Origin of the sequence: Methanoculleus marisnigri JR1 (assembly GCF_000015825.1) — an archaeon.
GTDB lineage: Archaea > Halobacteriota > Methanomicrobia > Methanomicrobiales > Methanoculleaceae > Methanoculleus > Methanoculleus marisnigri.
This window is the reverse complement of the sequence record NC_009051.1, coordinates 1-22,902: the sequence shown is the minus strand read 5'-3', so window position 1 is coordinate 22,902 and position 22,902 is coordinate 1. Positions and strand designations below refer to the sequence as shown.

Sequence of the window (22,902 nt, the reverse complement as noted above, 5' to 3'; positions counted from 1 at the left end):
CGTCGCGCATATTTATCTATAATCATTTACTTTTCAGCAAAATTAAATAAAACATATTTACATATTAGCTGGAGATATATTCCTATCCCCGAACCTGTCTGCCCGCCCCTCACGGTGATCTCAGACCAGGCACAGGTGAACTGTTGCAACACGCTGGTTGCGGCGGTGGCCTGAGTGAAACTACCGCAGGAAGATCCGTGAGGGAAATCCCGGGAAATTGTGCAACACGGCGGGGTCCGCCGAACCTTTTTATTGTTGTTGTAAAGGTTATGCCATTTACATTGCCATAAAATTAAGTAAAACAAATAAACATATCCGGTATGGACGGTATACCGGATGACCCATAGGAAAGAACCGATTATAGAGATCGGACAGGAACCCCGGAAGAATGTTGCGATCGGTTTTTGGCGATCGGTCTTTCGGGACGGCATACCGGCCCATGAAGCCGTTCTCCGGCTGATGCCGGCAGGGAAGGCCATCTACCTCCTCCCGGTTGCCCTCTTCTTCTTCTCCCTCTTCTTCGGGAGATACATGATGGACCCGGTGGAGACCTTCCGGATCCTCATCATCGGGTCGGCGAACGCATGCTTCGGCGGTGCGTCGTCCCTGCTCTCGACCGTCTCCGGTCACCCGGTCCTCCTCCCCTCCTTCGAGCAGACCTGGGGAGCATCGGAACAGGTGGTCGTCTTCCGGATCAGGCTCCCGCGGTTGATTGCGGCGATGCTCATCGGGGGAGGACTCGCCATCGCCGGGGCCTCGTTCCAGGGACTCTTCAGGAACCCCCTCGTCTCGCCCGATATCCTCGGCGTGTCCGCCGGCGCAGGGTTTGGGGCAGCCGTCGGGATCCTCCTCTCCGGCAACCCCTGGGTCATCCAGGTCTCCGCCTTCTTCTTCGGGATCCTCGCGGTCGCCGTCACCTACGGCATCGGTCGGGCCGTCGGCAAGGGCTCGACCCTCGTCCTCGTCCTCGGGGGGATCATCGTTGGATCACTCTTCTCCGCCTTCATATCCCTCACCAAATACGTCGCCGACCCCTACGACACCCTGCCCGCGATAGTCTTCTGGCTGATGGGAAGCCTCTCTACGGTCTCGAACGCCGACGTCATCGCGGTCGCCCCGCCGATCCTTCTCTGCGCTCTCTGCCTTTACCTCGTCAGGTGGCGAATCAACCTCCTCGCGGTCGGCGAAGAGGAGGCGCGGGCGCTCGGGGTGGACACAAAGAGGATGACCGTGGTGCTCATCATCGCCTCGACGGTCATCACCGCCTCCGCGGTCTGTATCAGCGGGATCATCGGCTGGGTCGGCCTCGTCGTCCCCCACATAGGAAGGATGCTCGTCGGCCCTGACTTCCGGAAACTCATCCCCGTATCGGCCGTTATCGGGGCTTCTTTCATCCTGATCGTTGACGATATCGCAAGAACCCTGACCGCAGCCGAGATCCCGCTCGGCATCCTGACGTCGCTCATCGGTGCGCCATTCTTCGCATACCTCTTAACACGCAAAAAGGTAGGCTGGATATCATGATTCTGAACGTCAACAACGCCTCGTTCTCGTACGACGGCATCACAAAACAGTTCGAAGAGATCTCCCTCTCCCTCCGGCAAGGAGAGGTCCTCTCCCTCCTCGGGAGGAACGGGACCGGAAAATCGACCCTGATCAAGTGCATCTTAAACATCCTCAGGCTCCAGGGCGGGGAGGTGGAGATCAACGGCCGCCGGGTCGCCGATATGCGGCCCGAGGAAGTCGCGCGGCAGGTCGGTTACGTCCCCCAGGCCCACCAGGCTGTCTTCCCGTTCTCGGCGCTCGATTTCGTCCTCATGGGGAGAGCCCCCCATATATCGGCCTTCTCGGTCCCGGGCGAAGAGGACTACGAGAAGGCGGAGGAGGCGTTTGAGCGGATCGGGATCACCCATCTCCGGGAGAAGTCCATCTCCGAGATGTCGGGGGGGGAGTCGCAGATGGTGATGATCGCCCGCGCCCTCGCCCAGGAGCCGTCGCTGCTCATCCTCGACGAACCGACGTCGCATCTCGATATCGGCAACCAGATGAAGACGATAGCGACTATCGACCAGCTCGCCGCCGACGGGATCGCCATCCTGATGTGCACCCACTTCCCCGACCATGCGTTCCTGATCTCGCATTCGGCCGCCATCCTCAATAAAGGCAGGCTGATCGCGCAGGGCCGGGCCGAGGACGTCATCACGAAGGAGAACCTCCGTGAAGCCTACGGGATCGATATCTGCGTCCACTACATCAAGGAGGCCGGGCGGACGGTTTGCATCCCGATGAACCCGTGCGGCTGCCGTGGCGGGGGAAGGGCGAATACCGCCGGGACAAAACCCCACGGCACCTAAGGACGGTAGAACGACCGGTTCCCCGTGATCGCGGCCGCATCGGTCCCGTAGAACGTCCGGTAGAACCGATCCTGCTCCGCGGCAAGGTCGAAGACGGCACGCTCCGGGTGGAGGGTGCCTGCGATGGCAGAGAGGCCGAGCACCCAGCGGGGGTTGCCGAAGTCCCAGCCCGGCGGAAGGGTGTAGACACGGCTGTGTTCGACGGCGTCGGCAGAGAGCCCCATCCTCCGGCACGCCGCGATGTAATCGGAGGCGGGTGCCGAGAGGAACCCGGATATGAAGATATATTCGGGGTTGAATGCGGCGAACTCTTCCGGCGTTATGTTGACGCCCGGTTTTCCGGCCCGGACGATCCCGCGGTTAACGGGGTCGCCGCCGGCCGCTTCCACGAGGTCCATCTCGAACCGGTCGGCGTTCAGGGCAAAGAGCGGCGACCCCATTGAGTAGTAGACCCGGGGCCGGCGGCAGCCCTCGACCGCCGACGAGACCGCCGCCACCCGGTCGCCGATGTAGCCGGCCAGCCTCTCCGCCGCCCCGGTGCGGCCGGCCCGCTCCCCGAGTTCACGGACGAGATCAAGGTAGCCGTCTATTGTCTGGATCTTCCCGTGGAGGTCCCGGATGTAGTCGTCCCGGATGACCCCGGCCCAGATACGGGCGAGGTCGGCATCGGACTCGACACCGAGGCAGACCAGGACGGCGTGAACCATCTCCAGCGCCCGGGTGAACCGGTAGCCGCCCATCATCCCCGGCTCGGCGTACAGCGTCTCCGCGACGCTCCCGGTCACGGGGAGAGAACAACCGCAGGAGCACCGGGCGTCCGGCGGGATCGCGATCGTCCGCGCTCCCATCGGCCCGAAGAACTCCCGCCGGACGACGGTCTTCCCGCAGGACGGGCACGCCGTATCGAGGTACCCGGTCCCGGGCGAGTTGAAGAGGTAGACGTAGCGGAGTGTCCGCCGCAGGTCGTCGCAGATCCGCTCCGACTCCGCAATCGTCGGTTCCCTCTCCGGCGGTTCGTCGCCGAACGGGATGAACCGCATGACGAGGAACGGGATGTCGGGAGATATCCCCGCGACCCGGGCGGCCGCGGCCCGGATCTCGTCGTCGCACCCCCGGGCGTGGATGCAGGAGACCTCGACATGGACGCCTGCTTCGTGAAGGGTCTTCACCGTCCGGAAGGCCGGTTCCGCCGAGAGCGCGCCGCACGCACGGTAACGCGCATCCGACGCTCCTTTCAGCCCGATGTTCGCAAAATCGATGGCGGGCGCGATGTCGCGGAGAGACTCCTCCGTGTAATAGCCGTTCGTCGCGCACCCGACGAGGAGGCCAGCGTCGTGCGCCGCCCGGGCCACCCCGAGGAAGGTCCGGTGCATGGCGGTCGGGTCGTTGAGGCAGAAGGCTATCCCCCGGCACCCCTCTTTTAAGGCGCGCTTGACCAGAGCGCCGGGCGGGATATGCCTGAGGGCCCCGGAGACCGCCTCCGCGTGGAAGGCGATCGTCTCGGATATGCACCCCCCGCAGGAGAAGGTGCATCCGATACCGCTCGCCTGCAGGAACGTCCCACGGGGGTGGTAGTGGCACATCGGCATCGTCTCGATCGCGATCGGCATGGCCGCGATGTAACGGTCGGGGAACCGCTCGACGATCGCTCCGTCCTCGTTCGTATACATCCTGCACCGCCCGACGCCCCCGGGCGGGACGGCGCAGCGGTTCTCGCAGATTGAGCAGCGCATGCTCAACCCTCCTTCTCCATCACAACCCAGAACCCCGAGTCGTCGCTGACGAGCCGGTGACGGAACCCGAGGGCCGCGAGGATCCCGGCGACCCGCTCCCGGTTATCCGCGCCGAGGTTCCTGTCCCGGAAACTCCTCCAGTCCGGGTTCGCCCTCTCCATCGTGGCTGCGATGGTGTCCCGGAGTTCGGCCGTACCGAACCCGCCCCCGACGTAGGCCGTCCCGCCCGGTGCGAGAACCCGGTGGATCTCGGAGAACGCACGGGGGAGATCCTCCCAGAAGAAGAGCGAACCGCGGCTGACCGCGAGATCGACGGACCTATCGGGAAGCGGGATCTCGTGGACGTCGCCCGATAGAAGCGCGACGCGCCCCGAAAGCCCGGCCTCCCGGACGTTCCCTCCTGCAATGGCGATCATCTCCGGGGAGGAGTCGAGGAGCGTGACCGCTAACGCGCTCGCCTGCGCAAGGGCGATCCCGAGCGAGCCGGGGCCGCTGCCGATATCAAGGCACCTGCCGCGGGAGATCCCGCACCGCTCGATTATCTGCTGCGCAATCACCGGATAGATCGGGGCGAAGATCGTCTTTGCAATCCGGTCCATATCCTCCGCCCCGTCGCGGTCGAATCTGCCTGGTACGTATCCCATCTTGACCTCAGGGGTTCAGGATCTCCCGGATCCGGTCGTCGGAAAGCGATACGTGAATGAAGGTCTCGTGGTACTCACGGACGAGGGATTCGAGATCCATATCTGCGAAGAGGTTCGGATACAGGACTTTGGCGGTCCAGGGGATCCCGACGATCCGGTTGATCCCGGGCGGACGGTCGAACCAGCAGAACGCCGTCTGCGGGATGAGGTAGACCCGATCGGTCTTCACGGCGGCGATCTCCTGCCAGAGCGGGTCGGTCCGGACCGTGGCGTAGAATCCCGGGTCGTGGACCAGAACGACGTCCGGGTTCCAGGCGATGACCTGCTCCATCGAGACCTCCGTCATCCCCATTCCCGGCGTAATCGCGCATTCGGCGACGTTCCTCCCGCCACAGAGGTCGATGAGTTCGGCATGGGGCGAACCCGAGGGGTCGGTCATGAGCCCTTTCGGCCCCTCGGCATAGTAGACCGCCACCCGCTCGTCGTCGGGGATCGAGGCCACCCGCTCCGTCACCGTGGCGAGCACGCCCTCGTAGAAGGCGATCATCGCTTCGGCCTGCTCCTCTTCCCCGAGGAGGCCGCCCATGAACCTGATGGGACCCGAGTAGCGGGTGGCGTTGGTGGTGTCCTCGACGGCGACGACCGGGATGGAACCCATCTTCTGCTGCCGCTCCGCGACGGTGACGTGCGCCGCCCCGCCGTCGGTGGTGTAGCCCTCGACGACGATGTCGGGGTGCATCGAGATGAAGGTCTCGTAGTTGCCGGTCTCTTTCCTGAACCAGCCCCCGACGACCGGGAGTGCCATGTACCGCTCGGGGATGTAGCCCTCTTCGGGCGCGAAGTTCCAGCCCGCGAGCCGGTCGGGCGCGACCATGTAAACGAGCATCGTCGACGGCGGCGAGGTGCAGGCGATGCTCTCGATCTCCGACGGGACGGCGACGGTCCGGCCCGCCATATCGGTGATCGTGCGGTTCTCGGCAGGGGAATCCGTCCCCCGGACGGTCGTGCAGGCGGCGGAGGTGCAGAGGAGCACCCCGCAGATGCAGAGGAGGGTGAGCAGAAGATGACAACGTCTTGTAATGGCTACCACGTCCGTTCGGTCCTCTCCGGTACGCTCCGGGGAGGTATCGGAGGCTTACGGTATCGTGGTTGGAACGCGGCCCTTATTAAAAATAGTCATTTAACTTTATGTTAATGTTAAGTACAATACATTGAAAACAGATTGAAAAAGTCTCCCCCGCCCCGCTACGGGAACCGGCCCCGTGTACTCCGGCGTTCGGGAAACCTCCGGCTCCCGGCATGAGAGGGAACCGGCGACGGCGGCCCGACCGCCCCGCCTCACTCCATCTCGAGCGCTTTTGCGGCGGCCCGCCCGATCAGTTCCGGCGGGATCGCCTCGTACTCCTCGCCGTTGTAGCGGAGCGTCCGGCACTCCGCGTCCCCCCCGCAGGATTCACATGATGCACAGGCACAGGCCGTCGCGGTCACCTCGACCCCTTCGAGGAGCTGCTCGACCGGGATCCCGTTGAAGAGGAGGGACTCCGACTCTGCGGCGGCATCGTCGGGGAGGACCGTCTCGACCACCCGGACGCCGACCCCCTCCATCTCAAGGAGCATCCGGATCTCCGCGAGGACCGCCGCAAGCGTCATCCCGGTCTCCTCGAACTCCTCAGGGGTCTTTTCGATGTTCCCTTCAGCGTGCTTCCATTCGATGACGAGTTCCTTCTTCATGGTGCACCTCCACTGTTGACATTGACAGGACATCTTCCTGTCGCTGCACCGGATCAGATCCTCCGCGGCATGCTCCGCCTGTGCAGGTACATCGCGGCGGCGGTGAAGACCAGGGCAAAGAGCGTGAGCGCCGCAATATCGACCACCACCGGGAAGTGGTGTGCGCCGGAAAACGCGTAGCGGACGACGTCCGTGAAGTAGGTGAGCGGCGAGCAGGCCGCAAGCATGAGCCCCCACGCCGGCATCTGTTCCAGGGGGACGAAGATGCCGGATATGAAGACGAGCGGGAACTTCAGGAGGGTGGAGAGCATCATGATGTTCGAGGGCACGTTCGTCGGGGGGACGGCAAGGAGGACGCCGATTGCCGAGAAGCAGCATGCAGCGATGAGGACGGCAATGCCAAGCACGATGCCGTGCAGGAGGGGCAGGCCGAGCCCGAGCGCGAGGAGGATGGTGACCGCCGTGACCCCGATCCCGAAGAGGACGGAGGCAATCATGTCCCCGAGGACGATCGCCTCGATGGTGACGGGGCAGGCGGCAAGCCGTTCGAGCGTCCTTGCCTGCCCTTCCCAGGGGAAGATCGCCGGCGAGACGGCGGTCGCGGTGAAGAAGAGGGTCATCCCCACGAGCCCGGAGAGGAGGAACGCGAGCGGGAGGTCCCGGCCGCCCAGGAAGAAGGCGAGGAAGAGGAAGACCGGCATGAAGATCCCGAAGATGAGCACCGGGCCCTTGAGGTAGTAGACGCGGATGTCTTTCCTCGCAATCGCCCAAGCCCGCCGCGCCTGCTCGCCGTACGCCGCCGGGTTCACGGTTGCTCCTCCCCGGTCAGCCGCAGGAAGACCTCGTCGAGCGACGGGGCGAGAGTATTCAGGGTGAGGATCGCCACACTGCAATCGCCGCTGAAGGCCACGAGCGACCGGATGACGAGATCCGGATCCTCCGTAACGATCCGCCACTTATCCCCCGTCCGGTACGCTTCGGCCACGCCGTCGAGTCCCGCGAGGGCGTCGGCGGGCACCGGCCGGTCGAAGCTCACCTCAAGCCGGTGCATGCGGTCGATCGCCGTCTTCAGCCTCTCGGGAGCATCGATCGCGACGATCTTTCCGGCCCGGATGATGCCTATGCGGTCACAGAGCCGGTTCACCTCCTCCATGTTGTGGGTGGTCAGAAAGATGGTGGTTCCGTCCGTGTTCAGCTCGCGCAGGAGGACGAGGATCATCTGCGTGCTCTGCACGTCGAGCCCGCTCGTCGGTTCGTCGAGGAAGAGGAGCTCGGGCTCGTGGAGGAGCGCCATGGCGAGAACGAGCCGCTGTTTCATCCCCTTCGAGTAGCCCCGCACCTTCTGGTCCCTCCTCCCGTAGAGACCGAGGGTTTCGAGGAGTTCGCGTGAGCGCCGCTCCGAGTGGGCGCGGTCGAGCCCGTAGAGGTCGCCCATCAGCATGAGGTTCTGCCACGCGGTGAGCTCGACGTAGGCGTTCGAGGTCTCGGGCACGACGCCGAACCGCTGTTTCGCCTGGACCGGTTCCTTCAGGATATCGTGGCCGAAGATCCTCACGCTCCCGCCGTCCATCGGGACGACGCCGGTGAGCATCCGCGTGGTGGTGGTCTTCCCGGCGCCGTTCGGCCCGAGGAACCCGAAGATCTCGCCCCGCCGAACGTGAAACGAGACGCAGTCCACGGCGGTGACGGCGCCGAAGGTCTTCGTGAGGTTCTCGACCTCGATTACGTTCGGCCCACCGGCCGACGGATCGTCACGGTTCTCTTTGATCACGGCGTTCCGTCCCGAACAATATGTTTGAGGGAGGGAGTATTAAAGGTGCATCTTATCGGCCGGGCTGCAAGCCGTTCGCTATTCCGGCCTCGGGGACAACTTCGACGTTGTGTGTGCAGGCGGAGAGCGCGTCTCCGCCACGATCACTCCAGCCCGAGCGCCTTCAGCGCCGCCCGGGCGATCAGCTCCGGCGGGATCGACTCGTAACGCTCGCCGTTATACTCGACCGCACGACACTCGACGTCGTCCTGCCCGGTGATGCAGGAGCAGGAGGCACAGGGCGTGCTGGTAACCTCCATGCCTTCGATGAGGATCTCGAGCGCCACGCCGTTGAAGAGGATGCTGTTCGACTCCGTTATCGCCTCGTTCTCGAGAACCGTCTCGACAACCCGGACCGCGATGCCTTCTTCCTCGAGGATGGGGCGGATCTGCTCGACGACGTCCATCACCGCCCGCCCGGTCGCGCCGCACCGCTCGCAGGTGTTCTCGATGTCTCTTCCAATATGCCGCCATTCGATGACGAGAGTATCCATCGAGCCCCCGCAACCACAGCCGCATCCACCGGACGGCCTGCGCCCCTTCTCCTCCTCCGTTCTCCCTTTGCCCTCCCAGGCGGCGGAGACGACCGTCTCGACGTCCTCTTCGGAGAGGTCGAGGCCCCCGCCTTTCTCGATCCCGAGGTCCGTGACCACGATCTCCTGGTCGGGCGTGATGCCTGCCTTCTCAGCGATCTGGCGGGCGCAGCCGACCGGGCAGCCGTCGATGACGACCACCTCGTCCGCCGCCTCGACCTTCTTCGTGATCGAGGGTGTAGAGACGGCGAGGGAGGCCGTGCAGGCGATCTTCCCGTATCCTTCCTTCGTCAACCGGACGGCGGCCTCGTTTGTGAGCTGTCCGGCCTTCGATGCGCCGGCGCAGGCGAAGATGATCCGTTTCGTTCCGCCTTCCGGCTCTATCCCGGATTCACAGGCGCACCGGGGTGTGTTCTGTTCCGTCATCTCACTTCTCTCCAAGCAATATCTGTTTGATATCCTCGACGCAGGGGACGTGGCCGACGACCTTGGCCTCGCCGTCGACGTAGAGCGCCGGCGTCAGCATCACGCCCCGCTCGATCATCGCATCGAGGCTCTCGATCTTGCGGATCTCCGCATCGATCTCGAGATCCCCGACCGCGATCTCGACGTTCCGGTTCATCCGCTTGCACCTGGCGCAGCCGGTTCCGAAGATTTCAACCAGCACCATCTCTCAGACTCCACTGCAGGGGAAAAAGGGGTCTCACCCCTGCAGGATCTCCTTGATCTCTTTGACATCCGCCACCCGGCCGGAGACCTTCAGTTCGCCGTCGACGGCGAGGGCGGGGGTCAGCATCACGCCGCGGTCCATGATCTCGGTGATGTCGTCGACCTTGACGAGTTCGGCCTCGATGCCGAGGTCCTTGATTGCCGCTTCAACGTTCTTTGCAAGCCGCTTGCACTTGGCGCAGCCGGTTCCGAGCACTTCAATCTTCATTGTTTCTTCACCTCGTTCTGGTACTCACAGAGGAGCGCCGCCCGGTAGAGCGGTTCGGCCCCCTTCGGGATGTAGTTGTAGATCTTCACCTGTTTGATGAGTTCGTCGCCGATGGCGGTCTCGCCGGAGAGGTTACGGGCAACCGTATCGGCCAGGATATCGTCGAGCATCGCGAGCCCGACGACGACCCCGCCGACCTCGATCCGGCGGACGCGGCGCAGGGCTTCGGCAGCGCAGCAGGGTTTTTCTCGCTTCTCTGTCTCCATGGGTCCTCTCCTAGATAAGCAGCATCCCGTTCCCGTACAGGAACCCGGCGATGGTCGCGAAGACGACCACCAGCCCCACGTAGGCTGCCGTCTTCTTCGCCCCGACGATCCGGGAGATGACGAGGACGGAGGGGAGGCTGATCGTCGGGCCCGCGAGCAGGAGGGCGAGCGCCGGCCCTGCGGCCATGTGCCCGCTGGTGTAGCCGAACGTCGTGCCGATGATCGGGACTTCAAGCAGCGTCGGCATGTAGAGGATCATCCCGACAACGGCCGCAAGGAAGTTCGCGCCGAGCGAGTTGTTCCCGAAGTAGGGCTGGAAGGTCTCGGGCGGGAGGAAGAAGGCGATGATCCCGACGAGGAAGGTCCCGGCGATCAGGATCGGAAAGATCTTCTTCGTGAGATCCCAGGTCTCCATCCCCCAGTCGGTCACCTCGTCCCGGTCGAAGTAGTAGATGAGCAGGATGGCGATCGCGAGGGTGAGGATGTAGACGATCGAGAGCCGGAGCGTCCAGTCGAGCGGCGAGGCCCCGAAGACCAGCACCCCGACGAGGAGGGCGAAGAACGCCGGCGTGACCCAGCGCGGCTTCTCCTCCTCGCACGCCCCGGCGACGCTCGGCGCCATCGCCTTCCGCTTCAGGGTCTCGACGTCCGTCGACCGGAAGATCAGCGCCATGGCAAGCCCGATGACGATGGCGAGCAGAACCGCCGAGACTGCCCGGGCAATACCCAGGTCGAAGCCGAGCACCCATGCGGTGTAGATGATCGCGAGGATGTTGATGGCGGGGCCGGCAAAGAGGAACGTCGTTGCCGGACCGATCCCACTCCCTTTCTTGAGGATCCCGGCGAATATCGGGAGGATGGTGCAGCTGCAGACGGCAAGAACCGTCCCCGAGACCGATGCGATCCCGTAAGAGATGTGCCTGGGTGCGTCCGGGCTGAAGTACTTCAGGATCGCATCCTTCTTGACGAAAGCCGCGATGGCGCCGGCGATGAAGAACGCCGGGACCAGGCAGGTGAGGACGTGCGCCGAGAGGTAGTCGAGCACTGCCGCGAGCCCCGACGCAAGAGCGCCGATGAGTATCTCGATCATGGTCTGTTCCCTTTTGTTGTACTCTTGTGTTCTCTTATCGTTCCCTCAATCTGCAGCTCAGATGGCGGCGAGGACCTGGAAGGCCGCGCCGGCGAGGACGGCGACGCCGAGGATGACCGCGACGAACGCGGCGACCAGTCTCCGCTCGAAGATCGCGGCGAGCAGCGTCACCTCCGGGATGCTCGCTCCTGCACCGCCGATGATCAGTGCCATCACGGCGCCGATGCCCATCCCCTTCTCGAGGAGGACGGCGCTCACGGGAATGAGCGTCTCCGCCCGGATGTACATCGGGATGCCGATGACCGCCGCGACCGGGATGGCGAGGGGGTTGTCCGGCCCCGCGAGAGAGACGATCAGGTCTCCGGGGATGAACCCGTAGATGAACGCCCCGATCCCCGCTCCGAGGATGAGGTAGGGGAAGACCTGCTGGAAGAGACGGACGGCGAAGGAGAACGCACCGCGAATCCGCGTCCCGTGGCTGCTGTTGCAGCCGCACGGTTCCGGCCGGCCTTCGACCATGACGTCTTTCACGTAGCGGGCGTAGCCGAGCCGTCCGAGGAGCCAGCCTATGACGATCGCGGCCGTGAAGGTAAGGGCGGCGTAGATGGCGGTCGGGACGATTCCCACCAGCGCCACGAGAAGGGCGAGGATCACCGGGTTCAGGAGCGGGGATGCGAGCAGGAACGACATGCAGACGCCGAATGGGACCCCGATGTCGAGGAGGCCGAGCAGGATCGGGATCGTCGAGCAGGAGCAGAACGGGGTGAGGGCGCCGAACCCGGCAGAAAGGACATTCCCGGCACCCTGTCGCCTCCCGGCGAGCACGCTCCGGATCCGTTCTTCGGGAATGTAGGCCTGGAGGAGCCCGACCAGGAAGGTGATCCCCACAAAGAGCAGAACCAGTTCCCCGGCGATGACGACGAAGAACTCTCCGGCGGTGATCAGGTTCGAAGCGGCATCCATGGTCGTTCACTCACCTGTCCTGTTCCCTCTCCTGAGGGCCGTACGCCGCCCGGGCACGGAACTCCTCACCCATCCGCCTGCCATGCTCCGCTTCCGGTCACTCCTTCTTCTCGTCCGTCTTCTTCGGCACAATCTTTACGTTGCCGCAGCAGCCGCCGCCGCAGCCGCAGTCGCTCTCCGGTGCAAAAAGGTTCTTGATCCGTCCGGCGGTGCCCTCCTTCCGGTTTTTGCTGGTGTCGTCCGTCATGGTGCTACGCTCCATCGTTTCAACATTATTTGAAATATTGTGGTAACGCCACCCGATAAATGTTCTGGTTTCAAAAAGAGTTGAAGTAGAGGTCAACCGGTGGGCTTGCGGTAGAGTCCGGTCAGGATGAGCCGTGCTGCTCTGCCACCGCTGATAAAACCGACGTTTTTCCTCTGCGGTCTTACAACCGGTTCGTATCCGTATGGTAGCGTCGAAAAATTATAGGCATCTCCATTTCATGTTACCCTGAAATAATGAGTGTGACACCCCGATGACAGAAGACGAAATATACCGGGGCGCATCCCTGTCCCTTCCTCCCGACGTCGAGGAGTCGCTCTGCCAGTGCGGCGGGATCGCGGGGCTGGTGGAGCAGTTGCCGGAGGAGGGCATCCTAGAACGGGAGAGCGCCCTCTTTCGCGCACTCGCCGACCCGTTCCGCCTCAAGATCCTTGCGATGCTTGCCGTGCAGCCGCTCTGTGTCTGTGTCATCAAGATAGTGCTCGGGATAGCGGATTCAAAGTTATCTTACCACCTCTCGGTCCTGAAAACAGCCGGGCTGATCGTCGGCGAGGCGCAGGGGAACTGGATCATCTACCGGCTGACCGGTGAAGGCAGCGCCTGGGCGCAGCAGATAGCAGGCAACGCCCGGAGTTGAAAACAGGCACATCCGGGGATCTATACAACACCCGGTACAGGCCCTGCCACCGAGCCCCGGTTGGAACGCGAACGCGGTGTGCAGGTCTCTCCGGACCGCCACGATCCTCCGTCCGGGATGAGGGCAGGGTTCGCAACCGGGAACCGTCCACCTGGCCGGAGATAAGCTCCCCCATCGTAACTGCGAGGGGATGGCACCGAGGTCCGGATCTCGCGCTAAAATATTGCAATTCCGAAGTAGGCCAGTATAAACTTCACAGAGACGTACAAAAAGTAAACGCCGAAGATCAGTTTCAACGTCGCGGGGTGGAACTTCTTGATGACGGCAGCACCGAGCTGTGCGCCCACGATCGTTCCTGCGGCCAGGAGCAATGCAGCGCCGATTGCAACATACCCCTCCGCGAGCTTGATGCCCCCACCGACGACGGCCAGGGGGATTATTGTCGCCAGCGACGTTCCCATCGTGACATACACCGGCGCGTTAAACAGGTAAATCAGGCCGGGAACAAGAGCGTATCCTCCGCCCAGTCCGACAAGCCCCGTCAGAATACCGACTACGAACCCGAGCAGCCCTTTTCTCCCTTCCGAACCGGGGATGACATTACCTTCCGGCTGGCTTTTCTTTCGATGCGCAACCCCTTCGAAAATCATACGCACCGCAGGCAGAAGGAACGCTATACCGAGTATCAGTCCCAGAAGAGCCGTCTGATCCGAAAGAAGGTTGAAGACATACGAACCGATAACCACCCCGATAATGCCGAACCCGCCAAGCCATAGGGTGGTTTTTACATCCAGATTTTTCCGTATCAGATGACCGTATCCTCCGGATATTGCTGTAAAGATGACAGCGAAAAGCGTGGTACCAATCGCGATGGGCACCGGATACCCCAGGTAAAAATGAAGGATCGGCAACATGACACTGCAGCCGCCGGCCCCGATAATTCCGCCAAGCATTCCGGCAGCCAGTCCGACAACAACGAGCAGGACTGCCACCATCAGCGTGACAGCCGGCGCTCCTTCTTTTGCTGACATGCCTGTTGAAAAGGACCAGGCAGTCAGGCCGACGATGACGGCTAACAGAACGATTGTCGGCGCATATGTTTTCAATACGCTGGCAATATCAACGCTCTCCGTTACTCTTTCAGTCATTCAATCGCATCCGCAGGTATTTTAAATTTGTTTGAATTTTAGATTGGCGGCATGCCGGCATTAGGGTTGAGGTCTCTGCAATGTTTGAAATAGGTCCGGCCGGGGGTGGAAAAAGGGGAATTGGCCGTTGAGGTTCCGGTGGGGCAGCGCAGGCTTTCCCGGCCGATCGGTGCTTATATATCGGCTGTCATTTCATAACTGCTTGAAACATGGGGTCTGAGTCCGGGTTGGAAGAGAACACTACGCGCAGGCAGGAATCGATGGCCCTCCCGGAAGGGATCGAGGAGGCGCTCTGCCGGTGCGGCGGCATCGCGGGACTGATGGAGCGGCTGCCGGGGAACGAGGCCCTGGAAAGGGAGAGCGCCCTCTTTCGCGCACTCGCCGACCCCCTCCGCTTGAAGATCCTCGCGATGCTCGCCGTCCAGCCCCTCTGTGTCTGCGTCATACGGGAGGTGCTCGGGATAGCGGACTCGAAGCTCTCCTACCACCTCGCGGTTCTGAAGAAGGCCGGGCTCGTCGCCGGCGAGGCGCAGGGGAACTGGATCATCTACAGCCTCACCGATCTCGGGGGCGCTGTATGGGCTCGGCGGATAGGCACCGCCAAAGACCGGGAAAAAGAGTGAACCGGGGCCTATACCTCAAGCCCCTCTAAAAATACCCGGTGCAGGCGGAGGTCCCCGCCGAGCTCCGGGTGGAAGGCGAACGCCATGTGCCGGCCGTGCCGGACGGCGACAATCCCCTCCGGGATGCGGGCAAGCACCTCGACGCCATCCCCGGCCTCCGTCGCCACCGGCGCCCGGATGAAGACCGCGCGAAAAGGTTCGGCAAGCCCGGCAACCTCGAGCATCGTCTCGCGGGAGTCGACCTGCCGCCCGAAGGCGTTCCTCGCCACGTGCATCGGGATGAGGGAGAGGGGCCGGACCCGGGGGTCGTCCACCCGGTCGGCGGAAAGGACCATTCCCGCGCAGGTGGCAAAGACCCCGCCCTCAAACTCCGCAACCGGCTCATAGAGCCCGTTTTTTCCCATCAGCCGGGAGATCGTCGTCGACTCTCCACCCGGTATCGCGAGCGCGTCGAGGTCCGCAAGGTCTTCCGCGCGCCGGATCGGCGCGACCGATGAGCCCGGCCTCTCCGCGAGAGCCTCCCGGAACGCCGCGATATGCTCGGCGACGTCGCCCTGGAGCGCGAGAACGCCGACCTTAACGCCCACGGGTCTGCAGCACCTCGTCTTCGCGGAGGAGATGGACGTCGAGGCCCTTCATCGCAGCCCCAAGGCCCCTGCTTACTTCGGCGATGACCTTTGCGTCGTCGTAGTGGTTGACCGCCTCCACGATCGCCCGGGCGGTCGCCTCGGGGTTCGTGGACTTGAAGATGCCCGACCCGACGAAGACCCCGTCGGCGCCGAGCTGCATCATCAGCGCCGCGTCGGCAGGCGTCGCGATCCCGCCCGCGGAGAAGTTCACCACGGGGAGGCGGCCGCGCTGTGCGCACTCGATGACGAGTTCCACGGGCGCCTCGATATCTCGGGCGCAGTCGACGAGCTCCTGGCTGGAGAGGCCTTTCAGCGCCCGGATCCCGCCCATGATCGCCCGCATGTGGCGGACCGCCTCCACGACGTTGCCGGTGCCGGCCTCGCCCTTCGTCCGGATCATCGCCGCTCCCTCGTTGATACGGCGCAGCGCCTCCCCGAGGTTCCGGGCGCCGCAGACGAACGGGACACCAAAACCGGTCTTATCGATATGGAACTGCTCGTCGGCCGGGGTCAGGACCTCGCTCTCGTCGACCATGTCCACGCCGAGGGCTTCCAGCATCTGCGCCTCGACGAAGTGGCCGATCCGGGCCTTCCCCATCACCGGGATGGAGACAGCATCGATGATCTCGACGATCTTCTGTGGGTCGGCCATACGGGCCACGCCACCGGCCGCCCTGATATCGGCAGGGACTCTCTCAAGCGCCATGACGGCGACGGCACCGGCCTCTTCGGCGAGCTGCGCCTGCTCTGCGTTGACGACGTCCATGATGACGCCGCCCTTCTGCATCGACGCAAAGCCGCGCTTGATCAGCTCGGTGCCAAATCTCAGTTCCTCGAGTTTCATTACTTCTATGTATAGCTCATTGACCACAATAAAAATAGTGCGGCGATCTCCAGGATCGCAAAGATGATCGTCGCCGCACGGACCGCACGGACGATCCCGGCGCCAGCCTCCGCAAGGGTCCGCTCCGGGTCCCCGATGGTGTAGGCACCGGGCTTCTCGAGCCGGACGCCGACGCCGCCGGCAATGACGGCCATCGGGATCCCGCCGTTGAATCCGGGGCGTTTCTTCGCGTCGCGGCGAAGGGCCGCCCAGGCCGGTCCGAACCGGCCTTTCGCCGCAAAGTAGGCGAGAAGGATGAGGCCGGTCAGCCGCGCCGGGACGAAGTTTGCGATATCGTCGGCGCGGGCGGGGAACCACCCGAGCCGGAGCCGCTCGTCGCGGTAGCCGAGCATGGCGTCCAGGGTGTTGACCGCCCGGAAGGCTGCAGCCCCGGTAAGCCCGAAGAGCCCGAAGTAGAAGAGCGGGGAGACGATGCTGTCGACAAGGTTCTCGGTCATCGATTCATACGCGGCCGAGAGGACGTGCTCGGGATCGAGGCGCGCCGTATCCCGGCTCACCATCATCCCGACCTCGCAGCGGCCCGCATCGATCCCGCCGTCATCGAGCGCCTGGACCACGGCGGCGGCATGCTCCTCGAGCGCCCGCCAGGCGAGACAGGTCTTGAGCAGGAAGGGCGCGAGGAGAAGATAGAGGTACCAGGGGGCCGCGAACTGGACGAGCGCAAACGGGGCGGCAAAGAGCGCGACGGTCAGGACGGCTCCCGCAACCCCGGCAACCCGCTGGATGCCGGGCGGGTAGCGGGCCGGGACCCCCCACCACCCAATGAACCGGCCGAGGATTGCCACCGGGTGGTAGCGTGAGTGCGGGTCGCCGACCAGCCGGTCCACCAGCAACGACGCGGCGACTACGACCGCTGCCGCAGCCATGCGAGGACGACCCCGATGAGCAGCACCGCGAACGCAGCGGCGTTTAAGAGATCCACCCGGTAGACCAGCCAGAGCACGTAGAGAACCAGGGCGGCGGCGGCGAGGAGAAGAACCGGGACGGACGAACGCCATCGCATCGAGGTCGCCGGAACGGCAGGAGTTGCCGGAACCTCGACCGGCTCGGGCTCCGGTGCCGCCCGCTCCCTGACGACGACCCGGAACTCCGCCTTCCGGGTGCCGTACCCGGCGATGACCTCGATATTGAAGGTGCCGGGGTAGCCGTTCTCCCGGATGGGGATGGAGAACTCCTCGGATCTGCTCACGTAGAGGTTCTCGTGAAAAAAGCCGGTGAAGGCCGAGGAGTTCGGGGAGGCGAGGGTGATGTGAAGCGGCGACCCGTGGTTGATAATCCGGAGGACGAGGTCGCTCCCCGGCGTTGCCTCTACCTCGTCCGGAACCTCGATGGAGTTAATCCCCCGGCGGTTGAGATGAATCTCCGTCATCGGCGCAATCAGTCCTCACAGGCGGTCTGCGGGAGGAGGTTCGGGATACCCTCGCTGATGGGGTAGTCGACGCTGCACGCCGCGCACCGGAGAGTCCCCTCCAGCACCTCCTCACCGCTCTCTTCGGTCACGGTCAGCTCGAGTTCGCCCTTGCAGACCGGACAGCAGAGTATCTCCATCAGGTTTTTTCTCATAGTTCGCTCCGAAGATCGATGATCTGGGACATCTCGGGGCCCGTCGAGATCAGGGTGACCGGTTTGCCGATGTCTTTTTCGGCCTGCGTGATGAAGTCGCGTGCCGCTTTCGTCAGCTGATCGTACTCCGTCGCGCCGAAACAGGCCGGATCGACCCGGTCGATCCCGGTGATCGCAGCCTGGGTGCACCCGTTGATCATCGCCGAGTACCGCGCCATCTTCCCGTCCCAGGTGCCGATGCGGCGCTGGCGATGGGTGACAGTGCCGAACTCCTCGATCCCGAGCTCGTGCGACCGCGCCGCCGACATCTCGGTGGAGAAGGGCCCCTCCCCGACCCGGGTCGGGTAGGCCTTGAAGACGACGATGACGTCGTCGACCCTGGTCGGGCCGACGCCGTTGTCGGCGGCGATCTGCGAGGCGGAGGTATCCTTGCTCGTCACGAACGGGTAGGTTCCGAAGTAGAGCGAGATTCCGAAGCCCTGGGTCCCCTCGAGGAGAACCACCTCGTCGCTATCGAGAGCACGGTTGACATCCTCGGCCACGTCGGTGATGAACCCCGCGAGCTCCGGGACGTCTTTCGCCTGCCGCGATGTCCGGAGGACACGGTCGGCGTTGGCCGGGCCGCACCCGGTTCCGGTGCTCCCGATCTTCTTACTGAGATGGTCGCTCGCCTTGTCCCGCGCGATGTGATCCTCTTCGATGACCCCGCACCGTCCGTCGACAAAGATCCTGTCCCGGACGCCGACCAGGTCGACTTCCCGCAGAAAGACACGAGGATCGACGAGCACGCCGCTCCCGATCATGAGGGTCGCTTCCGGGTAGACGAACCCCGAGGGAACCATCCGAACTCCGTACTCCTTCTCTCCGATGCAGACGGTATGCCCTGCGTTCGGGCCGACCCCGCCCCGGGAGATGATGGATGGTCTGTCCTGGTGAGCGATGTGGGCCACGATTTTTCCTTTTCCCTCGTCACCAAAGAACCCGCCGACGATAATAGTACAACTCATTGTTCTATCAAGTAGGATGGAGTGATACATGCTGATAAACGTTACAATCTGATACCGGGAGTGCGGCCACCCGGTTTAAAGGCAACCGGGTTTCAGCAACCCCTGCAGCGTCCGCACCAGCGGCCCGCGCCCGGGGAGGAGGCGCGGAAGATGTCCGGGCAGGTGCAGGGTGCAGGTCGAGTATCTCCGGCGCTGCACCGCGATATTCGCGTATATCTCCGGTTTCCAGCGGCAGAGGTCATTGTATATCAACCCTGGTTTCTGCGGATCGGCCCCGACACGATCACCGACGGGATCTTGACCCCTTTGTTTCCAGTGGAATTTTCGTCTCAGAGGGATCACCGGCTGACGCATCGAGTTTTCCCTCCGGGGCGGTATGCCGATCTGTCAGCAGATCCATTGGCCGGAGCGCGGATGCGAACCCGGAGATCTGCCCGGGGTTTGGGCGACTGAATGCATATTTCCGATACGGGCACACGGGGATCCCGGTCAGCCAAAATCCCCGAATAAATCCACATCTCCAGTGGAAATAAAGGGGTTCTCCACCTGTCGTTCCTCTGTCGGACAACAAACTGACGGTTGCCCATGCAGAGATATCTCATAAAAGAGTTTCGATTTTCATTTGGAGATATTTATGGAGGTATTTTTATTTTACTGACCCCAAAAAGGCCCCCATCCGGGAGAGCGCCTCTTTGAGATCGTCGCGCGAGACGGCGTAGGCGCACCGTACGTGCCCGGCGCCGGAGGGGCCGAGAGCGCTCCCCGGAACGACCGCGACGTGCTGCTCGCGTAAAAGCCCCTCCGCGAACTCGACATCGGTCATGCCGGTGCTCTCCACCGACGGGAAGGCATAGAACGCACCTTTCGGGACGTGGCAGACAAGACCGAGTTTGTTCAGCCCGTCGACGAAGAGGTTGCGCCGGAGACGGTACTCCCGGACCATCGCATCCTTCTCGGCCTCCCCGTTCCGGAGCGCTTCATAAGCCGCGATCTGCCCCATGACAGGAGCGCAGAGCGCAACGTACTGGTGGATCTTCAGGGCCGCCGCGGCGATCTCGGGGGGAGCGCAGAGGTAACCGATCCGCCACCCGGTCATGGCGAAAGCCTTCGAGAACCCGTTCAGGGTGATCGTACGCTCGCGGAGTTCGGGGATCCTTGCCGGTGAGAAATGGTCGCCGTCGTAGGTGAGCTCGGCATAAACCTCGTCGCTGATGAGGAGGAGGTCGTGGTCGACCAGGAGATCGGCGATCGCGTGCCAGTCCGCCTCCTCCATCACCCCGCCGGTGGGGTTGTTCGGGAAGTTTGCAATCAGTGCCTTCGTCCGCGGGGTGATGCTCTCCGCGAGCGCATCGGCCGTCAGCCGGAACTCGTCCTCCGCCCGGCAGAGAACGGGCACCGGGGTTCCTCCGGCAAGAGAGACGCAGGGGTTGTAGGAGACATAGCAGGGCTCGGCGACCAGGATCTCGTCGCCGGGATCCGTGACGGCCCGGATGGCGATATCGGCCGCCTCCGAGACGCCGCAGGTGACGATGATCTCCGCCTCGGGATCGTAGTGCGTGGAAAAGCGGGTATCGAGGTAGCGGCTGATGGCGGCCCGAAGCCGGGGCGTCCCCTTGTTCGAGGTGTAGGCGGTCGACCCCTGTTCGATGGAGTAGATGGACGCCTCGCAGACGCACCAGGGCGTCACGAAGTCCGGCTCGCCGACGCCCAGGGATATGACGTCTTCCATCGTCTGGGCGATATCGAAGAACTTCCGGATACCCGAAGGAGGTATGGCGCGGGCCCGTTTCGAGACGAAATCTCTCAAACGTCTCACCTCAGAATGAGTAGGGGAGCCGCTCGACCTCTTCGCGCTCGGCGAAGGTGGTGCCGTTCTCCTTGTAGGTCTTCATGATGATGTGCGTCGCCGTCTCCCGGATCCGGTCCATCGGGGCGATCTGCTCGGAGACGAACCGCGCGATCTCGTGCATGCTCGGCCCGGTGACCAGGATCTGAAGGTCGTACGCGCCAGTCATCAGGCGGAGCGACCGGACCTGCGGGAACCGGGTGATCCGCTCGGCGATCCGGTCGTAGCCGAAGTCCCGCTCGGGCGAGACTTTGAGTTCGAGCACTGCAGCGACGTTTCCGTCGCCGGCCCGCTCCCAGTCGACAACCGCCCCGTAGCGGCGGATGGCGCCTGCCACTTCCAGCCGGCCGATCCGATCCTTCACGTCCTGCTCGCTCATCTCGGCCAGCACCGCGAGTTCGCTTACGGGGGTGCGGCAGTTCTCCTCCAGGAGATGGAGGAGGATACGGTCCTTTTCGTCCATGGTTTCACCTGAACATTGCTCTCAATCGGTTGACGTCGAGTTTCTTGAGCCTCTCGTCGTCGAGCCTCGGGTCGCGGGTGACGACCTCCTCGATCTTGCTCGTCGCTGCATCGAACCACATCTCCTTCGTCCGGCCGTAGCGGCCCCGTGAGATGACCCGGGTGTTGATGACGCCGAGCATGTTGAGTTCGGAGATGAGGTCGGTGATCCGGCGGTGCGTCAGGACGTCGAGGTCGATGATCCGGGCGATCTCACGGTAGACCACCGTGACCTCGCCGCTCGTGAAGATCCTCTTACCCATCTGCTCGAGGATCAGCATCGCGTAGAGGACCGCCTTGCTCTGGGTCGGAAGGGTGGAGATGCACTCCACCATGCTGTCGGTCTCGATCTTCTCCTGGGCCATCCGGACATGCTTCTCGGCCACGCCCGAGGCGTTCTCGCGGTCCGCGAGTTCGCCCGAGACCCGGAGCAGGTCGAGCGCCCGCCGGGCGTCGCCGTGCTCCTGTGCCGCGAGCGCGGCACAGAGGGGGATGACCGTCTCGTCGAGCGCGCCCTCGACGAACGCCATCTCCGCCCTCTGCTGGAGGATGTCGCAGAGCTGCGGGGCGTTGTAGGGGGGGAAGACAATCTCCTCTTCGGAGAGCGAGGAGAGGACCCGGGGGTCCAGGAAATCGGTGAACCGGAGGTCGTTTGAGATCCCGATGATGCTGACCTTCGCGAACTTCAGGTCGGAGTTGATCCGGGTGAGGTTGTAGAGGGTGTCGTCGCCGCTCTTTTTGACGAGTTTGTCGATCTCGTCGAGGATGATGACCATGACCCCGCCGCTGCTCTCGAGCTGGTTCTTGAGCTCCATGTAGACCTGGTCGGTCGGCCACCCGGTCATGGGGATGTGGCTCCTGGTGCTGTCGCTCGGGTGCTCATCGGCGTTGTCGAGGCCGTTCGCGATCTGGGCGAGGACCCGGTACTGGGTGTCGATCACCTCGCAGTTGAGGTGGACGATCTTGCACTTCGTCCCGGCAAGAGCGCTCGCGTTCTCGAGCTCCGTTCCCACGTACCGGACCGAAGCCGTCTTCCCGGTCCCGGTCTTGCCGTAGATGAGGATGTTTGACGGGGTCTCGTTCGTGAGGGCGGGTGCGAGAATCGAAGCGATCTCGTCGATCTGCGGCTTCCGGTGAGGCAGGATCTGGGGACGATAGTTGTGGCGGAGGACTTCTCTATTCTTGAATATACGTCTATTGGTCAGGTATTTTTTGAATAACCCCATAGGGCTCGTTTTATCGTCCGACATGATGTCACCGAGGAGGGAAGCAGGGCAGGAAATTTTCGTGTCGAGGTCTCTTAATATGATCGCTTTAGGGACAGATAACCCCTTCGTTTCCAGTGGAACTTCGAGCATTGGATCGCCGGGAGATCCCGATAAACCGGTCGAGTTGGGGGGAGTCTTGGAGGGCAGATCAAGGGACCCGGACGGGATCGCCCCGACCCCTTTGTTTCGAGTGGAAACCTGATGACGATACACCGTGTGTATCGTTCATTCAAAACCGATGACAATAGTCATGTGTACCTCTGAAATTCAAGGTATAAAGGTTTACCGTATTAATTTAGAGAAAAAACAAAGCGAGGAGAGAAAAGGAAAAAGAAATCCGAGAGATTAAAAGAAAATCGGGGATAAACAGAGGAAGAAAAAGGAGTAAAAAAGGGCAAAGGAATTCAAAAAGGGGTAAAAAATGAAACAGAGCAAGAAGAAAGGATAAAA

General features: G+C 63.0%; 27 protein-coding genes. 4 read left to right on the top strand and 23 right to left on the bottom strand.

Annotation, left to right across the window (positions count from 1 at the left end):
• Nucleotides 1-336 precede the first annotated feature (336 nt).
• Both MEMAR_RS00130 and MEMAR_RS00125 read left to right on the top strand, forming a co-directional pair.
• The gene (locus tag MEMAR_RS00130; protein WP_245526617.1) at nucleotides 337-1,524 is read left to right on the top strand and encodes a FecCD family ABC transporter permease; all 1,188 of its coding nucleotides are present in this window, start codon (nucleotides 337-339) and stop codon (nucleotides 1,522-1,524) included.
• On the top strand, nucleotides 1,521-2,354 hold the full coding sequence (locus MEMAR_RS00125) for an ABC transporter ATP-binding protein (RefSeq protein WP_011842883.1): 834 nt from the start codon (nucleotides 1,521-1,523) through the stop codon (nucleotides 2,352-2,354). The genes MEMAR_RS00130 and MEMAR_RS00125 overlap by 4 nt, the downstream gene beginning before the upstream one ends.
• Here MEMAR_RS00125 and MEMAR_RS00120 read toward each other — a convergent pair.
• The 13 genes from MEMAR_RS00120 to MEMAR_RS13055 form a co-directional block, all read right to left on the bottom strand.
• Nucleotides 2,351-4,087: a radical SAM protein gene (locus MEMAR_RS00120; protein ID WP_011842882.1), complete on the bottom strand. Its 1,737-nt coding sequence runs from the start codon at nucleotides 4,085-4,087 to the stop codon at nucleotides 2,351-2,353. The genes MEMAR_RS00125 and MEMAR_RS00120 overlap by 4 nt on opposite strands.
• A 2-nt stretch (nucleotides 4,088-4,089) precedes the next feature.
• Nucleotides 4,090-4,731 carry a class I SAM-dependent methyltransferase gene (locus MEMAR_RS00115; RefSeq protein ID WP_011842881.1) on the bottom strand — a complete coding sequence of 214 codons (642 nt, stop codon included), beginning with the start codon at nucleotides 4,729-4,731 and terminating at the stop codon, nucleotides 4,090-4,092.
• 7 nt (nucleotides 4,732-4,738) lie between these two features.
• A complete protein-coding gene (locus MEMAR_RS00110) occupies nucleotides 4,739-5,821 on the bottom strand; it encodes an ABC transporter substrate-binding protein (RefSeq protein WP_011842880.1) in 1,083 nt (360 codons plus the stop codon).
• 248 nt (nucleotides 5,822-6,069) lie between these two features.
• Entirely contained in the window at nucleotides 6,070-6,462 is a 393-nt protein-coding gene (locus MEMAR_RS00105; RefSeq protein WP_011842879.1) for a DUF2703 domain-containing protein, read from the bottom strand.
• A gap of 53 nt (nucleotides 6,463-6,515) precedes the next feature.
• A complete protein-coding gene (locus tag MEMAR_RS00100) occupies nucleotides 6,516-7,271 on the bottom strand; it encodes an ABC transporter permease (protein ID WP_011842878.1) in 756 nt (251 codons plus the stop codon).
• Nucleotides 7,268-8,233, bottom strand: a complete 966-nt coding sequence (locus tag MEMAR_RS00095) for a daunorubicin resistance protein DrrA family ABC transporter ATP-binding protein (protein ID WP_011842877.1) — start codon at nucleotides 8,231-8,233, stop codon at nucleotides 7,268-7,270. Before MEMAR_RS00095 ends, MEMAR_RS00100 begins: the two co-directional genes overlap by 4 nt.
• 143 nt (nucleotides 8,234-8,376) lie before the next feature.
• Nucleotides 8,377-9,231 carry a putative zinc-binding protein gene (locus MEMAR_RS00090; RefSeq protein ID WP_011842876.1) on the bottom strand — a complete coding sequence of 285 codons (855 nt, stop codon included), beginning with the start codon at nucleotides 9,229-9,231 and terminating at the stop codon, nucleotides 8,377-8,379.
• Nucleotide 9,232: 1 nt separating this feature from the next.
• On the bottom strand, nucleotides 9,233-9,475 hold the full coding sequence (locus MEMAR_RS00085; RefSeq protein WP_011842875.1) for a thioredoxin family protein: 243 nt from the start codon (nucleotides 9,473-9,475) through the stop codon (nucleotides 9,233-9,235).
• Between the two features lie 33 nt (nucleotides 9,476-9,508).
• Nucleotides 9,509-9,742 (bottom strand): thioredoxin family protein, encoded by a 234-nt coding sequence (locus tag MEMAR_RS00080; protein WP_011842874.1) that lies wholly within the window; start codon nucleotides 9,740-9,742, stop codon nucleotides 9,509-9,511.
• Nucleotides 9,739-10,008, bottom strand: a complete 270-nt coding sequence (locus MEMAR_RS00075; RefSeq protein WP_011842873.1) for a hypothetical protein — start codon at nucleotides 10,006-10,008, stop codon at nucleotides 9,739-9,741. The genes MEMAR_RS00080 and MEMAR_RS00075 overlap by 4 nt, the downstream gene beginning before the upstream one ends.
• A gap of 10 nt (nucleotides 10,009-10,018) precedes the next feature.
• The gene (locus tag MEMAR_RS00070; protein ID WP_011842872.1) at nucleotides 10,019-11,098 is read right to left on the bottom strand and encodes a permease; all 1,080 of its coding nucleotides are present in this window, start codon (nucleotides 11,096-11,098) and stop codon (nucleotides 10,019-10,021) included.
• Between the two features lie 57 nt (nucleotides 11,099-11,155).
• Entirely contained in the window at nucleotides 11,156-12,061 is a 906-nt protein-coding gene (locus MEMAR_RS00065; RefSeq protein ID WP_011842871.1) for a permease, read from the bottom strand.
• 97 nt (nucleotides 12,062-12,158) lie between these two features.
• Nucleotides 12,159-12,308 (bottom strand): hypothetical protein, encoded by a 150-nt coding sequence (locus MEMAR_RS13055; RefSeq protein WP_187147951.1) that lies wholly within the window; start codon nucleotides 12,306-12,308, stop codon nucleotides 12,159-12,161.
• A 271-nt stretch (nucleotides 12,309-12,579) separates the two neighbouring features.
• Here MEMAR_RS13055 and MEMAR_RS00060 point away from each other — a divergent pair, with 271 nt between their 5' ends.
• Nucleotides 12,580-12,963, top strand: coding sequence for an ArsR/SmtB family transcription factor (locus tag MEMAR_RS00060; protein WP_011842869.1), 384 nt, complete (start codon nucleotides 12,580-12,582; stop codon nucleotides 12,961-12,963).
• A gap of 215 nt (nucleotides 12,964-13,178) precedes the next feature.
• Here MEMAR_RS00060 and MEMAR_RS00055 read toward each other — a convergent pair whose 3' ends face one another.
• Nucleotides 13,179-14,111, bottom strand: coding sequence for a sulfite exporter TauE/SafE family protein (locus MEMAR_RS00055; protein WP_011842868.1), 933 nt, complete (start codon nucleotides 14,109-14,111; stop codon nucleotides 13,179-13,181).
• A 260-nt stretch (nucleotides 14,112-14,371) separates the two neighbouring features.
• Here MEMAR_RS00055 and MEMAR_RS00050 point away from each other — a divergent pair, with 260 nt between their 5' ends.
• On the top strand, nucleotides 14,372-14,734 hold the full coding sequence (locus tag MEMAR_RS00050) for an ArsR/SmtB family transcription factor (RefSeq protein WP_011842867.1): 363 nt from the start codon (nucleotides 14,372-14,374) through the stop codon (nucleotides 14,732-14,734).
• 8 nt (nucleotides 14,735-14,742) lie between these two features.
• On the opposite strand, the gene pdxT is transcribed toward MEMAR_RS00050, so the two are convergent.
• The 9 genes from pdxT to MEMAR_RS00005 all read right to left on the bottom strand — a co-directional run bounded on the left by pdxT (nucleotide 14,743) and on the right by MEMAR_RS00005 (nucleotide 22,434).
• Nucleotides 14,743-15,321, bottom strand: coding sequence for a pyridoxal 5'-phosphate synthase glutaminase subunit PdxT (gene pdxT / locus MEMAR_RS00045; protein ID WP_011842866.1), 579 nt, complete (start codon nucleotides 15,319-15,321; stop codon nucleotides 14,743-14,745).
• Entirely contained in the window at nucleotides 15,311-16,207 is an 897-nt protein-coding gene (gene pdxS, locus MEMAR_RS00040) for a pyridoxal 5'-phosphate synthase lyase subunit PdxS (protein WP_011842865.1), read from the bottom strand. Before pdxS ends, pdxT begins: the two co-directional genes overlap by 11 nt.
• 5 nt (nucleotides 16,208-16,212) lie before the next feature.
• The gene (gene cbiB, locus MEMAR_RS00035) at nucleotides 16,213-17,133 is read right to left on the bottom strand and encodes an adenosylcobinamide-phosphate synthase CbiB (protein ID WP_011842864.1); all 921 of its coding nucleotides are present in this window, start codon (nucleotides 17,131-17,133) and stop codon (nucleotides 16,213-16,215) included.
• The gene (locus MEMAR_RS00030; protein ID WP_011842863.1) at nucleotides 17,112-17,636 is read right to left on the bottom strand and encodes a DUF7524 family protein; all 525 of its coding nucleotides are present in this window, start codon (nucleotides 17,634-17,636) and stop codon (nucleotides 17,112-17,114) included. Before MEMAR_RS00030 ends, cbiB begins: the two co-directional genes overlap by 22 nt.
• Nucleotides 17,637-17,644: 8 nt before the next feature.
• Nucleotides 17,645-17,830 carry a methytransferase partner Trm112 gene (locus MEMAR_RS00025; RefSeq protein WP_011842862.1) on the bottom strand — a complete coding sequence of 62 codons (186 nt, stop codon included), beginning with the start codon at nucleotides 17,828-17,830 and terminating at the stop codon, nucleotides 17,645-17,647.
• A complete protein-coding gene (locus MEMAR_RS00020) occupies nucleotides 17,827-18,837 on the bottom strand; it encodes an adenylosuccinate synthetase (protein ID WP_187147926.1) in 1,011 nt (336 codons plus the stop codon). Before MEMAR_RS00020 ends, MEMAR_RS00025 begins: the two co-directional genes overlap by 4 nt.
• Nucleotides 18,838-19,483: 646 nt before the next feature.
• Nucleotides 19,484-20,644: an aminotransferase class I/II-fold pyridoxal phosphate-dependent enzyme gene (locus MEMAR_RS00015; protein ID WP_011842859.1), complete on the bottom strand. Its 1,161-nt coding sequence runs from the start codon at nucleotides 20,642-20,644 to the stop codon at nucleotides 19,484-19,486.
• 10 nt (nucleotides 20,645-20,654) lie between these two features.
• A complete protein-coding gene (locus MEMAR_RS00010) occupies nucleotides 20,655-21,146 on the bottom strand; it encodes an Lrp/AsnC family transcriptional regulator (RefSeq protein WP_011842858.1) in 492 nt (163 codons plus the stop codon).
• Nucleotides 21,147-21,150: 4 nt separating this feature from the next.
• Nucleotides 21,151-22,434 (bottom strand): ORC1-type DNA replication protein, encoded by a 1,284-nt coding sequence (locus tag MEMAR_RS00005; protein ID WP_011842857.1) that lies wholly within the window; start codon nucleotides 22,432-22,434, stop codon nucleotides 21,151-21,153.
• Between the last annotated feature and the right edge of the window lie 468 nt (nucleotides 22,435-22,902).